Here is a 13,706-nt window from a genome sequence, read left to right as displayed (position 1 = left end):
GACACATCCTTTCTTAACTAAATATTATTTTACTTAGTTCGACTTAATGTGTCCACTGCTTTATACTAACACCACTTTTATTATAAATAAAAACTCCTACCAATATATATTATATATAAGTAAGAGTTTTAATATCTTATAACCTTATTTTTATCAATCCAATTTTAGTAAAAATCTCATTTATTTATGGTACAGTCCTCCGTATCAGTAATAAATGAGGTTTCTTTATATTCATCTATTAATTAAACTGGAATTTGTCAATTCATTCCTTTAGTTTTTTATCAACATCATTTATTCCAAATAAAGCTAATATCAAAGATACAATAATAATAGAAATATCTGTTGCCGAAACAGACTGCATAAAATAATCGACAACACGCAGACCATAAAATGTAGCAAACGCATCTAAGATAATATAAAAGAGTATAGCCATTTGTTTTGGCAATTTCCCAAAAGATAGAACTACTTTAGGCAATATCTCAGCTATCAAACTAAAAGGATAAGAAATAATTGTTGCAATTACAAAAAACAGAATAATACTCCCTATTGACTCATATTCAAACCCAAATATTTTCATTATCGCTCCACATAATAAGGCAATAATAGATAATATGCCAACAAACAATAATCCACATAAGATAAAAGTTGTTAACTTTTCTTTATGTCTGTTCCAAATCTCTTTCAATTATTTCACTCCCAAAATTCTAATTTACCTAATAAATATAAATATTTCTACATGATAAAATTATACTATTTATCTATACCAACCTCAATATTTTCATTGCTATTATTCTCTATATAGCAATATCTAAGTTTAATTTACTTACACCAACATTTCTTAACATAAAAGAAGAAGGAGCATCCTTTATAGATACTCCTTCTTCCTTATTTATATAGTCAACCAAGCTATCATTTATTTTTAGTTTTATTGAATCTATTTCTCTTGCTTCATTTATAGTTATCTCTGATATTATCATATAAAGCAATTTCTTCTGTTGCTCTCTAGTTACACTTTCTGTTAGAACTTTACTGAAATTCTCTAATATACTCTTTATGAATCCATAAGGTACTTCTTCACTTACATCATCTGAAATTGCATTTTTCCTGCTGGAGTACTATTATCAAACTGCTCTGAATAAGAATTGAAAGCTATACTATTCTGCTCTACTATATCTACTATCCTTAGAACATCTGAAAGCTTTATACTTATCCTATTAATCTTCTAAGAAATCACCATCTGAAACTTTCTTTCCTCTGCATCCTTTAGAAGTTCCTTTAGTGCTGGTCTATTTTTTATCTCTTTACCACTTATTCCTCTATCTGAATATACCTTATAAACTGAGTAATTCATTCTATTACACCAATCTCTTAGAAGTCTTTCTTGTTCATCTATACTATATCCTTCTTCTGCTTGTTCTATTGTACTTACTCTACAGTATATAGCAATCTGTTCTATCTTATTTACTTTATCTATATTCATTTTTATTCTCCTATAATCATTAACTTATTTCTACTGAAAATATCGACACTATTGGCACTACGGTTATGACGATATTTTCTATTACAATTATTCTTGGATAGTAAAGGGGGAAAAGGTAGATAAGTAGATAAAAAGTTTTATTTATAAAAAATAACTTTTTATTTTTTAATTTTATTTACCCCTACTACTTTGCCCCCTTTCCCCCCAATCATTTATTACGCTCTTATTATTGGATGCATCTTGCTTCCCCGTTTTTCCCGTAATCCCGTAAGATTTTATTATTGTATTTACTTATTCTGATTATATTTATCTTTTATTATTTATTTTTTATTGAAATAAATTTTTATTAATCTACTTCAATTCTTATTTCATTGTAAGGCTTTAGCCCCCCTATCCCCCGTTACTCTTTCTGAGTCCCAAGTCCTTAGTTCCTATTTCCTAGTTCCAAGTTTCATTATTTTTATGTTTTATCATTTCAATTCTTTTTATTTTTGAGTGAATTTAGATTTTTCCTGTACATATTATATGTTATGACTTATCCTTGATTTCAAGTGGAATTATTGAGCCTAGGATTTCCTATGACTTCAACATCTTATAGTCTTTCATACCTTGTTATCCTAGCTTGTATAGTTATGAAGCTATTATTTACTGATTTTTCTTTATTGCTTACAATCTTATTTAGAAAACATTCAATTTATCCTCTCTTCGCAGTTTTTTATTCCTATGGCTACATTTCTTCACACTTTCCAAAATCTCTGCTTTCTGCTGTGCTATCGTTGCTTTTTAGATATACTTAGATTGATTATAGTTACAGTTTTTCTATTTACACTACGTTCAAGATAAATTACATTTACTTAGATTTCTTCTATTCTTTCTCCTCCTATCTCTTACACGTGTATATGTATGAGTAACTATCTTTTATAGGTATTAACTTTATTACATACTTACCTTCTTCAAGCTCTATGTATACTAGAATTTCTTTATCATATGCTGTACCATTACATAGCTCTACAACTTTATTGAATTCTTCTATTAACGTGAATTAAATATAATTAAGTTCTTGTTGTAACTTCTTTAGGTTTATTAACTTCCTATCATTCATTTCAATTATTAACTCTCTATGATTCCATTGGTTAGACAACCTTCCATCATAGAAGTCGAACCTCATTACTCCAAGAAGTTCTTTGCTATAATATTTAAAATACTTTTCTTTACTTAGCTTATTTATCATTTACTTGAACCTCCTTCAATTAGTATTCTCATGGAAAAAGCATTGTAGAATATTCTCCACTATCTATTACATAAACTTTAATCTCACCTTCTATCTGAATATCTTCTATCTCTATTTCATATGTGCATAAGTATTCAGGAACTTCTTGACTTTGACTTATTACAATATTATTTCCTTCTTTTCTTATCTTGAAAATCTGTAAGTAATCCACTTCAACATTTCCTTCATTCTTCAACTTATCAATCATGCTCCACATTATAAGTTGTAATCTTATATCTACTTCATCATTTACTCCTTTAGTTACATATCTATTGTCTTTCTTAAACATCTTTAGTTCTCTCCTTATCATTACTAGTTTTTATAGTCACCTTTCCACCTCTTACTACACCTACACATAGAATTCTCTTCACTCCCTTTTACCTCCCTACAATAGAAAAAGTCTTAATCACTATCCTTACAGCAATTAAGACTTTTAAAATGTATATTTTCTCTATTGAGTATGTGTACTCTTTTTTCATTATATATTTCCTCCTTCTAAACATAAAAACTCTTACCTGTATATCTAAATACAAGTAAGAGTTTATCTTTTCTTGATTAATAATATATATTTGAATTATCTTTTATACACAATAATTAATCTACACGCAAAATTAAAATTTATAAATTATATTAAAATGAGCCAAACTACTTTTTAACGAATTATATTCAATAAGTCATAGAAGAAGTATTTTCGGTTTCTATTTTTACCATCGCTATATATCACTTTAGCTTCCACTAGTTTAGCTAGATACCCATTTAAAGTGGCAGGTGCAATCTTTATCTTATCTCTAATTAGCTTAGTTGTAAATATAGGGTACTCAAATATTAAATCAATTACTTGAAGTATTCCTGGTGTTCTAATTAACTCTTTAGCTTTATCAGAAATCTTTTCGTAAAGGGAATCAATAGCATCTATCTTTTCTAAATCTTTATCACATTGTTTTATGCAAGATTCTAAGAAGAATTCTACCCATTCTGTAAAATTATTTTTTGCAGTCTGCATATCTTTTAAGTATTGTTCTTTATTATCCTCTTCATCTGTAATAACAACTCTTGTATTATTTAACAATTGATAATATTTAAATTTATCTTTTTCTAAGCTTTCGCTAACAAAGAAATTAGCATTTCTTAAAATCTTTTTATCAAATAAATATAACGGTATTAGTATTCTACCTATTCTACCATTACCATCTAAAAATGGGTGTATTGTCTCAAACTGGGAATGTATTATAGCCAATTTGATTAAATCATTAATATCATCATATTCATTTATATATTTTTCTAAATTACTCATATATTCATCTACTAGTTGAGGTTCTGGTGGCACAAAGGAAGCCGTTTCAATGGTACAACCTTTAGGCCCAATATAGTTTTGTGTAGTTCTAAAATTACCTGGTGATTTATTACCACCTCTCACATTGCCAGACATTAAAATTTCATGAAGTTTTTTTACAAATCTACCGCTAATCGGTAATGTTCTTAGCAAATCTTCTCCAATTTTTAAAGCAGTATAATAATTAATTACCTCAGTTATATCATTTGTAGGATGTTTTTCATCAGCTTTATACTCAAACATTTCATCCATAGTAACCTGAGTACCTTCTATTTTTGTTGATTCCATAGCTTCTTTAAGGGATAATAAATCCATAAGAAGTTCAGATCTTATTTTAGAATTTTTTAGTTTTTCATTATATACAGCTATTTTAGTATTCGCATTTATTAATTTATTAATTATTTTATTTATATCTATTAAATCATCATTAGGTAATATAAATGGAATATATGGATTAGGCATTTCAAACACTCCTTATTTAATTTCATTTTTTATTATAATTATGCTCTTATTATTATAATATATACTATTTGTTTTAAAAGATAAACATTTTTCGTTCTATAATATAAAATATTTTATATTATTTATCCATTTTTCATTTTTATTATAAAAAGCTTTAATAATTAGGTTTTAAATAAAAATTCATTACCTACATCGAAAACTATGATTAAAGAACTTTATATTTTATACAGTATATAACATATTTAATTATCCAAATTTAGTAAAAACCGCACCTATTTATGGTACGGTTCTTTATTCCTTATTCTAAAACAATTATACAATTACTTTTTAAGCTTTTCTTAACATCGATTAATCTTTGATTGCTGGAACCTTTGAACTTTAAACCATCAACCTTTTTATCTTTTTCAAAACGTCCATCCACTAATACATCTATATTTTCAATTAAATCTTTTATATTATTATCTTTTTTCATCTTTTCTAATACATCCTCAAAAGTATATCCTGTATAGCACCAAATATTAAGGCCAGCTTTCTTAAAAGCCTTTGCCATATAAACAAATTCTTCAGCTCTTTCAAGAGGATCTCCTCCACTAAAGGTTATTCCTTTAAGTAGAGGATTATCTAATGCATCTTCTATCAGTTCATCCATATCTAACTCTTCTCCTCCATTAAAATCATGAGTATCTGGATTAAAACATCCCTCACAATTATGTCTACAGCCTTGAGAAAAATATACCCTTCTCATTCCTGGTCCATTAACTAAAGATTCATATGCAATTCCTGCTAGCCTTATTTTCTTTGACATACTTCCGCTTCCTTATCCTTTAAATAACTATAAAAAATTATAATTAACTTAAGCTTTTAACGTAATTTAATCTACCACCAGCTTTTATTACCTGGATTTCCTTTTCTGTTAAATCTATTAATACTTCAAATTCACTATTCTTACTTATATTTTTAACTTTAACACTTCCCTTAGTTAAAGCTTCTTTAATATCATCTATAACCAATTCATCTAATAAATCCACTTTATTATAATCAGCTTCATTCTTAAACTCTAGTGGAACTATTCCATTATTAATTAAATTAGCCTTATGAATTCTAGCAAAGGATTTGGCAATAACACCTCTTACTCCTAGATAAAGTGGTGCTAATGCAGCATGTTCCCTACTAGAGCCTTGACCATAGTTTTCTCCTGCAATGATAAGTCCTCCGCCTAAACTCTTAGCTCTCTTTGGAAACTCAGTATCAACTGTATTAAAACAAAATTGAGATAAATATGGAATATTAGATCTAAATGGTAAAAGTTTTGAATTTGAAGGCATAATATGATCTGTAGTAATATTATCTTCTACCTTTATTAATATCTTTCCCTCTATTTTTTCTCCTAACTCCTTATTTATAGGAAAAGGTTTAATATTAGGCCCTCTCTTTACTTCTACCTTAGTACCATCTTCAGCCGGCTTAAGTATCATTGAATCATCAATAATAAACCTTTCTGGCATATTAACAGATAAATCCATCTTTAACTCTCTTGGATCTGTAAGTACACCTTTAATTGCAGAAACTGCAGCAGTTTCAGGGCTTACAAGATAAACTTTTGCTGATAATGTTCCACTTCTTCCATAGAAATTCCTATTAAAAGTTCTAAGTGATACACCATTAGTACCAGGTGCCTGTCCCATTCCTATGCAAGGTCCACATCCATTTTCCAATATTCTTGCACCTGAACTTATTATATCAGCAAGTGCTCCATTCCTTGCTATCATCTCCATTACTTGTCTTGAACCTGGAGCTATTACAAGACTTACATCTGGATGAACCTTTTTTCCTTTTAATATCTTAGCTACCTTCATTAAATCTTCATAAGAAGAATTTGTGCAACTTCCTATGGCAACTTGATCTACCTTAATTTTTCCTATTTCATTTACCTTTTTCACATTATCAGGACTATGAGGCATTGCAGCTAATGGTTCTAAAGTATTAAGATCAATTGTTATCTCCTCATCATAAACAGCATCTTCATCTGCTTTAAATTCAAACCAATCCTGTTGACGCCCTTGAGCCTTAAAGAACTCTAAAGTCCTTTCATCACTAGGAAATATTGATGTGGTTGCCCCAAGCTCTGCTCCCATATTAGTTATGGTTGCTCTTTGTGGAACTGAAAGGTTTTTGATTCCTTCACCTCCATATTCGAATATTCTAGAAACTCCACCTTTAACAGTAAGCCTTCTCAAAACTTCTAAAATTACATCTTTTCCTGTAACCATATGTTTAAAATTACCTATGACATTTACTTTACATACCTTAGGAACATTTATATAATATGCTCCACCTGCCATAGCTAAGGCAACATCAAGACCACCTGCACCCATAGCAAGCATCCCCACCGCACCAGCAGTTGGTGTATGACTATCTGAACCAATTAATGTTTCCCCTGGCACTGCAAATCTTTCTAAAAATACTTGATGACACACTCCATTTCCTGGTTTAGAAAAATATACTCCATGCTTAGATGCTACAGTTTTTATAAACTCATGATCATCTGCATTTTCAAAGCCTTGCTGTAACATATTATGATCTATAAAAGCCACTGATCTTTTAGTTTTAACTTTATCTATCCCCATAACTTCTAATTGCAGATATGCCATTGTCCCTGTTGAATCCTGTGTAAGAGTTTCATCAATTTTAATACCAATATAGCTACCCTTTCTCAATTGACCTTCAACAATATGGTTGCTTAAAATCTTTTCTACCAAATTATTTCCCAATGATAATCTCCTCCCTTCTATTCTCTCTATTATTTATTATTCCTTTTCTTTATATTGCTTATAAAGACTTACAAGCTCTTTATCAAAAAGACTTCTTTTTAATCTAACAGTAGTTGCTCTTACCAAGCTAAGTATATCTTTCGCTTCAGCATCTGAAAGTTTTATATCATATTCTTTAAATTTATTTACTATAGCTGCTTTTCCTGAATGTTTTCCTATGACAATTTGCCTTTCAAGTCCTACCACCGCTGGATCATAAGCTTCATAATTCATTGGATTCTTAATAGTTCCATCGGCATGTATGCCTGATTCATGCACAAAAGTATTTTCTCCTACTATGGCCTTCCATTTTGGTAAAAATCGCCCAGAAGCCCTGGATACATACTCTGATACTTCTTTAAATTTTCTAGTATCAATATCTGTCTTATAACCATAAACATAAATTAAAGCCATTAATACTTCCTCTAAAGCAGCATTACCAGCTCTTTCACCAAGACCATTTACTGTTACTCCAACATGATTAGCACCACCCATAAGACCAGCTATAGCATTGGCAGTAGCCATTCCAAAATCATTATGAGTATGCATTTCAATATCAAATTTTGTTTTATCATATAAATACCAAATTTCATCCCTTAATTTAAAAGGTTCCATAATACCTACAGTATCGCAATATCTAAACCTATCTGCACCTGCTTTCTTTGCAGCATTAATAAATTCCACTAAAAATTCTCTATCAGCTCTTGATGCATCTTCCCCATTAACAGATACATACAATCCGTTTTTCTTAGCATATTCCACTGATTTAATCATATTTTCAAGCACCCACTGCCTTGATGTTCTAAGCTTATGCTTAATATGAATATCAGAAACAGATATGGAAATAGCCACTGCATCAACATCACAATCAATAGATTGCTCTATATCAGAAGTAACAGCTCTATTCCATGCCATTATACTCTTTGCATTGCTACTATTTCTATTCCTTTTCACTATTGATTTTATTGCTTCCTTTTCATCTCCACCCATGGTTGGAATACCAACTTCTAATTGATCTACTCCTAAATCTCTTAACATAGATGCAATGATAATTTTTTCCTCATTAGCAAATACAACACCTGCTGTCTGTTCCCCATCACGCAATGTAGTATCCACTATCTTTACTTGTATATCATTTATAGGATCTTTAATTGCCATGTTATAGCCCCCTTTTATTTTAATTCCAATTTTACCATTTTATTACTATAACTTCAATGTAATATTTCTTTTTTAAAATAAAACTAAAGGCACTAATTTTCATTAATCTTAAATTTAAGACTTTTAAAAATTAATGCCTTTATTTATATATTTATATAACACCATAATTATTCATATTGCTGCCTGTATGGGAACATCTATCTGCTCTTTCTTCAAACTTTCCTGGACCAAATCTTTCATCTAAGCTTAAGTATCCAGTAACTCTTGATATACCTTGAATATCTATACTATTACATTTTGGACATTTCTTTTCATTGCTATTTATACTACTTCCACAATTCTTACAGTATCTTATATGAAAATTTATTCCTATATAACTTATATTAGTATTTTTATATGCATAATTAATGATATCCATAATCTGCTCTCCTGTTGGTGAATCATCTACTTCAATATATGAAATATGACCTGCATTGCAAAGCTTATGATAAGGTGCTTCAATATCTATCTTTTTCTTTATTGAAATAGGAAACTTTACAGGAATATGATAACTATTAGTATAATACTCTTTATCCGTAACCCCCTTAATTATACCAAACATCTTTTGATCCTTCTTAATAAACTTACCACTTAACCCTTCAGCTGGTGTGGCATAACAACTCCAATTAAGACTTGTTTCCTGTGAAAATTTATCAGTATATTGTCTTATAAAGGTAACAATTCTCACACCAAGCTCTCTAGCTTCATCATTTTCACCATGATGCTTTCCTATTAAAGCTGTAAGTGCTTCTGCTAACCCTATGAATCCAATGCCCCATGTGCCTTGTCTTAAAATAGGCTCAATTGAATCCTCTTCTTCTAGATTTTCTGCTCCCTTCATCAGCTTTTGACCAGCCACAAAAGGAAGATCCTTTACTCTTAACTTTTTAAGAATGCCATATCTATGAAGTAATGATTCTTTTGCTAATATTAATCTACTTTTTAATATTTCAAAAAATTTATCTATATCACCTTTTGCTTCAATTCCTATTCTAGGAAGGTTAATGGTCACTGGTGCTATATTTCCTCTACCTTTGCATCCTGGTTCTCCATTAATATTTTTCATTACATATGTCCTGCATCCCATGGTTGCTGGCATATATCCCTTATCGTAGTATTCCTTATTAAAATCAGCATCAATATTCATAAATGTTGGGTTCATTCTCTTTGCTGCTACTTGGCAAGCTAATTTATAAAGATAATAATATTCATCTTCCGGTTCTCTATTTACTCCTTCTTTTACTCTAAAGATTATATTAGGAAAAATAGGCTGTTCTCCCTTTCCTAAACCTTTTTCATATTCTTGTAAAAATATCTCACATATCATTGCTGCATCTTTATCTTTAGGTATCCCTAAATTTATAGAAGAAAAAGGGACTTGTGACATTTTCGTTCTTACCCGTAAGCTTTTTATCTTACGCTCTGGAGGTTTCCCTCATCATATAGCTATCCCTCTTATAATCACTATATTACTATTAGTCTATTCTAATCCAGATTAGCATATATTTTTATCCTTTTCTTTCAACCATAGGATAACGAAGACTCTTGGGAGTATTTTTGCTATCATATCGCTCAACTCCTATGCGTTACAAGGAATTGTGATTCAATCCCTCTCGGTATTAACATATATTTTATAACATGAATCGTATTTTCTTTTTAAATAAATAGTTGCATCGTTATACATATATTCTCTTAAGCTTTCAACATCTTTATTTGATGAATACAGTAACATACTACAACCAATTCTTTCTACAACTTTATTTATTCGTGTTCCAATTTCACTATTTAAGATAATATTTAAATTATCTAAAAATTCATAGTTAGATACAAATCCAATACATTTTCTTGATCCTTTTCTTTTACCATGTGATGTTGTATTAGTGCACCATCCATCTCCATCAAAGAACCCTCGAATAAAATGTCTCATCATATCTTGATTTATATTAGGAATTATTTCATGCTTAGTTTTGTTAGGTATAACACCTAACTTACCTAAATCATTAAACATCTTACATGTCTAATAGTTTTTTCTGACTCACATTTCCTTTCCTCCAATTCCTGTATCAAATACTTAGTCTTTACCGATTTTCCTCATTTATACTCTAAAATCTACAATGGTGTTTGATTTTAGACGGCCCACTATTGACCTGCACGGCTATGCATGGTATTTAAATTATATACAATTCCCTGCATAGCTTGATGAACTCTCATCTTTAATCTTTCTTCTACAATATTTTCTATTCTTTCTTCTTCAATACCAAGAGCTTCTAACTCGCTTCTTATTTCCTGTCTGGTAGGATCAATAAAAATAGACATATCATTATCAAAATCTGGGTGTGCTTGACCTCCAAACATGTCATTCTGGCTTGACTGCAACAAAATACAAGATAATTCTGCTGCTGTTTCTATTCTTTTAGGTTTATTTATAGTTCCATAGCCTGTATTAAACCCATTTTCCAAAATCTCTTTAGTAGGAATATGAAGACAATTTATACTTAAATTATAAGAATCCAAGTCATGAAAATAAAGCTCACCATTTTCATGAGCTTTTGCTAAATGCTTAGGCATATTGGCTAAATTATGCCACTTATTTGATTCTGATGCTATTCTTAAAAGCTTTGACGAAAAGTTATTTCCTATATTAGCATTGTCTCTATCAGTTTCCACGCCAATTCTATTAATAGCTTTCATTAAATCAGATTTTGTATCCCTCACTCGTGTTCTATCCATCCTATATATAGAATACGCCCTTTGAATTTCATTATAGCCTTCATCTATTAAAGTTTTTTCAATTAAATTTTGAATTTCTTCCACAGTTATGTTTACTTTTTCAGATTTAGCTATCTCTCCGCATACTTTTTCCGTTATATTGATAATTTCATTATCACTTAATGTTTTTGAAACTTCCTTACTAGCTTTTCCTATGGCATTACTTATTTTATCTTTGTTAAACACTACTTCCCTTCCATCTCTTTTTACTACATATTGCATTCATCTGTCTCCTTCCCACTATATATTGTGTTTATTCTTAATTATACCCCTTTATATTATTCATCTCAAAGCTCAATTATACCCCCATATTATTCCATTAAATAATTTGTATTTACTTATCTTTAATTTCCTCTCATTTTCTAAAAAAATTTTAATATATGATATTATGCTTTATTTTTACTTGCATACATTAATCTAACTATATCAGTATTGATAATGTTTATAATTATCAGTATTGATAACTATATCGTTTGTGATATAATAAAGTTAATAAATTTCGTTTAGGAGGATTAAAATGCAAAAAATTGCTATAATAACTGATAGTGCATCTGATATCCCATTAGAGGTTATAAAAGAAAAAAACATTAATTTATTACCACTTAGAATAATCTACTCTCATGGAGATTACCAAGATAAATTAGACATTACACCAGAGGAAATATACTTAAATTTAGATAAAGAAATTCCAACAACTTCACTTCCAAGTGCACAGACTATGGATGATATTCTTAATAAATTAGAATCTGAAGGCTATACTCATGTTATTGCCATATGTATTTCAGGCGGTCTTTCTGGAACATGCAATTCCTTAAGATTAATCTTAGAAGACCATCCAAAGTTGACATCATATGTATATGACACTAAAATTCTTGCTTATCCTGAAGGAGAAGTTGTCTTAGAAGCAGTTAAACTTGTTGAGACTGGTAAAAGCTTTGAAGAAATAGTTGAAGCACTACCTAAAATCAGAGAAAGAATAACTGGTTTCTATACTGTTAATACTTTAGAATACTTACAAAAGGGTGGTAGAATTGGTAAAGTTGCAGGTACAATTGGTGAATTATTAAACCTAAAGCCTATAATCACTACTGATGAAACAGGAGTATACTATACTATATGTAAAGCTAGAGGAAGAAAGCAAGCCCTTTCAAAAATGACTGATCTTCTAAAAGAAAAACTTGCTATAGGAAAATGTGAAGTTACCGTATTAGAATGTGCTTGTAAAGAAGAAGCAACAAAGTTTATGGAACAACTTGCAAAGCTTCCAAATGTAGAAAATATAAAGCTAAATGTTCTTAGTCCAGCATTAGGAATACATGGTGGTCCAGGGTTATTAGGACTTTCTGTAAAACTTGTAGAGTAAAACATTATGGATGATTTTAAAAATATTATTGATATAAAAGCAGAAGAAAAAAAGCTCTATGAAGAATATAAAGCAAAGGTGGCCGAACTAAAAAAAGTTCAAAAAGAAAAAGAAGCTGTAGGTCAGGTTTTTACCAAAGGTCTACTTCCAATCTATGTTTTATTTATTCTTCATCTAAACCCTTCCAATGGCAATGATATTTCCAATAAAATATCTAAAAGGACTTCTAATCTTTGGGCTCCAAGTACTGGAGGAATTTATCCACTTTTAAAAAAGCTTGAGAAGGACGGATTGGTAATCGGCAAGTGGGATGATCCTAAGAAGAAGTTCCAAAAAATTTACTACCTTACTGATTTAGGCGAAAAGGAATTTCAGCATAGAAGACACTTATTAAAACCAAGAATTGAAGAATCATTAAAAGTATTTCAAATTGTTTATAAAGATTTATATCTATAAATATACAAGTAAGAATAGCCTTACTTGTATATTTTTTTTTATTTTACATATACTAAGTAAAATTATTAAGGTGGTGTAGTGATGAAAGGTTTAATATTAGATTATAACCATTCTGAGGCCTTCATTTTGTTAGAAGATGATTCAGTAAGCACAGTTCCAATAAACTCCTTACCTACATTATTACCTATAGGAAGTAATATAAATTTATCTACTTTAAATAACTGTAATAATTTAAAATACCATCCTCTACATAAATCTGAAGACTTTTTTTAATAGTATAAAATTTTCTTTATAAAGCAAAAAAGATGCATCAAGCATCTTTTTTTTATTCTACTGTTATTGCATTAACTGGACAGCTTGATTCAGCTTCTTTAGCCTCATCTTCTACTTCTGAAGGCACCTCATCAACATAAGCAGCTGCTTTTCCATCATCCTCTAATACAAACACAGCTTCACATATAGATGGACATAATCCACAACCTATACATGTATCTTTATCAACATGAGCTTTCATATAAATCATCCTTTCTACATACTTATAATAATATTATTTACTCATTCACTAA

General features: G+C 29.7%; 15 protein-coding genes and 1 pseudogene. 3 read left to right on the top strand and 13 right to left on the bottom strand.

The annotated features are described in order from the left end of the window. Positions 1-262: 262 nt before the first annotated feature. The 12 genes and pseudogenes from Q5O29_RS01725 to nrdD (Q5O29_RS01670) all read right to left on the bottom strand — a co-directional run bounded on the left by Q5O29_RS01725 (position 263) and on the right by nrdD (Q5O29_RS01670) (position 11,543). Entirely contained in the window at positions 263-685 is a 423-nt protein-coding gene (locus Q5O29_RS01725; protein ID WP_022211303.1) for a regulatory YrvL family protein, read from the bottom strand. Between the two features lie 109 nt (positions 686-794). Beyond that, positions 795-977 (bottom strand): hypothetical protein, encoded by a 183-nt coding sequence (locus Q5O29_RS01720; RefSeq protein ID WP_186835676.1) that lies wholly within the window; start codon positions 975-977, stop codon positions 795-797. A gap of 101 nt (positions 978-1,078) precedes the next feature. Continuing rightward, positions 1,079-1,480: pseudogene (locus tag Q5O29_RS01715) on the bottom strand (recombinase family protein). Between the two features lie 1,042 nt (positions 1,481-2,522). Beyond that, positions 2,523-2,711, bottom strand: a complete 189-nt coding sequence (locus Q5O29_RS01710) for a hypothetical protein (protein WP_022211300.1) — start codon at positions 2,709-2,711, stop codon at positions 2,523-2,525. A 28-nt stretch (positions 2,712-2,739) separates the two neighbouring features. After that, positions 2,740-3,039 carry a DUF960 family protein gene (locus Q5O29_RS01705; protein ID WP_022211299.1) on the bottom strand — a complete coding sequence of 100 codons (300 nt, stop codon included), beginning with the start codon at positions 3,037-3,039 and terminating at the stop codon, positions 2,740-2,742. Positions 3,040-3,402: 363 nt separating this feature from the next. Continuing rightward, positions 3,403-4,545 (bottom strand): Fic family protein, encoded by a 1,143-nt coding sequence (locus Q5O29_RS01700; RefSeq protein ID WP_022211298.1) that lies wholly within the window; start codon positions 4,543-4,545, stop codon positions 3,403-3,405. Between the two features lie 298 nt (positions 4,546-4,843). Further along, positions 4,844-5,350 (bottom strand): anaerobic ribonucleoside-triphosphate reductase activating protein, encoded by a 507-nt coding sequence (nrdG, locus tag Q5O29_RS01695; protein ID WP_022211297.1) that lies wholly within the window; start codon positions 5,348-5,350, stop codon positions 4,844-4,846. Positions 5,351-5,393: 43 nt separating this feature from the next. After that, entirely contained in the window at positions 5,394-7,316 is a 1,923-nt protein-coding gene (locus Q5O29_RS01690; protein WP_022211296.1) for an aconitate hydratase, read from the bottom strand. Positions 7,317-7,352: 36 nt separating this feature from the next. After that, positions 7,353-8,513 (bottom strand): homocitrate synthase, encoded by a 1,161-nt coding sequence (gene nifV, locus Q5O29_RS01685; protein ID WP_022211295.1) that lies wholly within the window; start codon positions 8,511-8,513, stop codon positions 7,353-7,355. A gap of 151 nt (positions 8,514-8,664) precedes the next feature. Then, positions 8,665-9,966: an anaerobic ribonucleoside-triphosphate reductase gene (gene nrdD / locus Q5O29_RS01680; RefSeq protein WP_370545591.1), complete on the bottom strand. Its 1,302-nt coding sequence runs from the start codon at positions 9,964-9,966 to the stop codon at positions 8,665-8,667. 189 nt (positions 9,967-10,155) lie between these two features. After that, a complete protein-coding gene (locus tag Q5O29_RS01675) occupies positions 10,156-10,560 on the bottom strand; it encodes an LAGLIDADG family homing endonuclease (RefSeq protein WP_022211293.1) in 405 nt (134 codons plus the stop codon). A 131-nt stretch (positions 10,561-10,691) separates the two neighbouring features. Beyond that, a complete protein-coding gene (gene nrdD / locus Q5O29_RS01670) occupies positions 10,692-11,543 on the bottom strand; it encodes an anaerobic ribonucleoside-triphosphate reductase (protein ID WP_022211292.1) in 852 nt (283 codons plus the stop codon). A 295-nt stretch (positions 11,544-11,838) separates the two neighbouring features. Here nrdD (Q5O29_RS01670) and Q5O29_RS01665 point away from each other — a divergent pair, with 295 nt between their 5' ends. The 3 genes from Q5O29_RS01665 to Q5O29_RS01655 all read left to right on the top strand — a co-directional run bounded on the left by Q5O29_RS01665 (position 11,839) and on the right by Q5O29_RS01655 (position 13,413). Beyond that, positions 11,839-12,684, top strand: coding sequence for a DegV family protein (locus tag Q5O29_RS01665; protein ID WP_022211291.1), 846 nt, complete (start codon positions 11,839-11,841; stop codon positions 12,682-12,684). A 6-nt stretch (positions 12,685-12,690) separates the two neighbouring features. Further along, on the top strand, positions 12,691-13,140 hold the full coding sequence (locus Q5O29_RS01660; RefSeq protein WP_022211290.1) for a PadR family transcriptional regulator: 450 nt from the start codon (positions 12,691-12,693) through the stop codon (positions 13,138-13,140). 81 nt (positions 13,141-13,221) lie between these two features. Then, entirely contained in the window at positions 13,222-13,413 is a 192-nt protein-coding gene (locus Q5O29_RS01655) for a hypothetical protein (RefSeq protein ID WP_022168970.1), read from the top strand. Positions 13,414-13,465: 52 nt separating this feature from the next. Here the strand turns inward: Q5O29_RS01655 and Q5O29_RS01650 are convergent, their stop codons facing one another. Next, positions 13,466-13,654: a ferredoxin gene (locus tag Q5O29_RS01650; RefSeq protein ID WP_022211289.1), complete on the bottom strand. Its 189-nt coding sequence runs from the start codon at positions 13,652-13,654 to the stop codon at positions 13,466-13,468. Positions 13,655-13,706 lie beyond the last annotated feature (52 nt).

The organism is Clostridium sp. CAG:265 (assembly GCF_000436575.1).
Lineage (GTDB): Bacteria > Bacillota > Clostridia > Clostridiales > Clostridiaceae > Clostridium > Clostridium lentum.
This window is presented reverse-complemented; position numbering and strand designations above follow the sequence as displayed.

Excerpts from the sequence above, each read along its gene's own strand:
- Q5O29_RS01720 (WP_186835676.1), bottom strand. The coding sequence starts at position 977 with ATGATAATATCAGAGATAACTATAAATGAAGCAAGAGAAATAGATTCA.
- Q5O29_RS01710 (WP_022211300.1), bottom strand. The coding sequence starts at position 2,711 with ATGATAAATAAGCTAAGTAAAGAAAAGTATTTTAAATATTATAGCAAA.
- Q5O29_RS01705 (WP_022211299.1), bottom strand. The coding sequence starts at position 3,039 with ATGTTTAAGAAAGACAATAGATATGTAACTAAAGGAGTAAATGATGAA.
- Q5O29_RS01700 (WP_022211298.1), bottom strand. The coding sequence starts at position 4,545 with ATGCCTAATCCATATATTCCATTTATATTACCTAATGATGATTTAATA.
- nrdG (WP_022211297.1), bottom strand. The coding sequence starts at position 5,350 with ATGTCAAAGAAAATAAGGCTAGCAGGAATTGCATATGAATCTTTAGTT.
- nifV (WP_022211295.1), bottom strand. The coding sequence starts at position 8,513 with ATGGCAATTAAAGATCCTATAAATGATATACAAGTAAAGATAGTGGAT.
- Q5O29_RS01675 (WP_022211293.1), bottom strand. The coding sequence starts at position 10,560 with ATGTTTAATGATTTAGGTAAGTTAGGTGTTATACCTAACAAAACTAAG.
- nrdD (WP_022211292.1), bottom strand. The coding sequence starts at position 11,543 with ATGCAATATGTAGTAAAAAGAGATGGAAGGGAAGTAGTGTTTAACAAA.
- Q5O29_RS01665 (WP_022211291.1), top strand. The coding sequence starts at position 11,839 with ATGCAAAAAATTGCTATAATAACTGATAGTGCATCTGATATCCCATTA.
- Q5O29_RS01660 (WP_022211290.1), top strand. The coding sequence starts at position 12,691 with ATGGATGATTTTAAAAATATTATTGATATAAAAGCAGAAGAAAAAAAG.
- Q5O29_RS01655 (WP_022168970.1), top strand. The coding sequence starts at position 13,222 with ATGAAAGGTTTAATATTAGATTATAACCATTCTGAGGCCTTCATTTTG.
- Q5O29_RS01650 (WP_022211289.1), bottom strand. The coding sequence starts at position 13,654 with ATGAAAGCTCATGTTGATAAAGATACATGTATAGGTTGTGGATTATGT.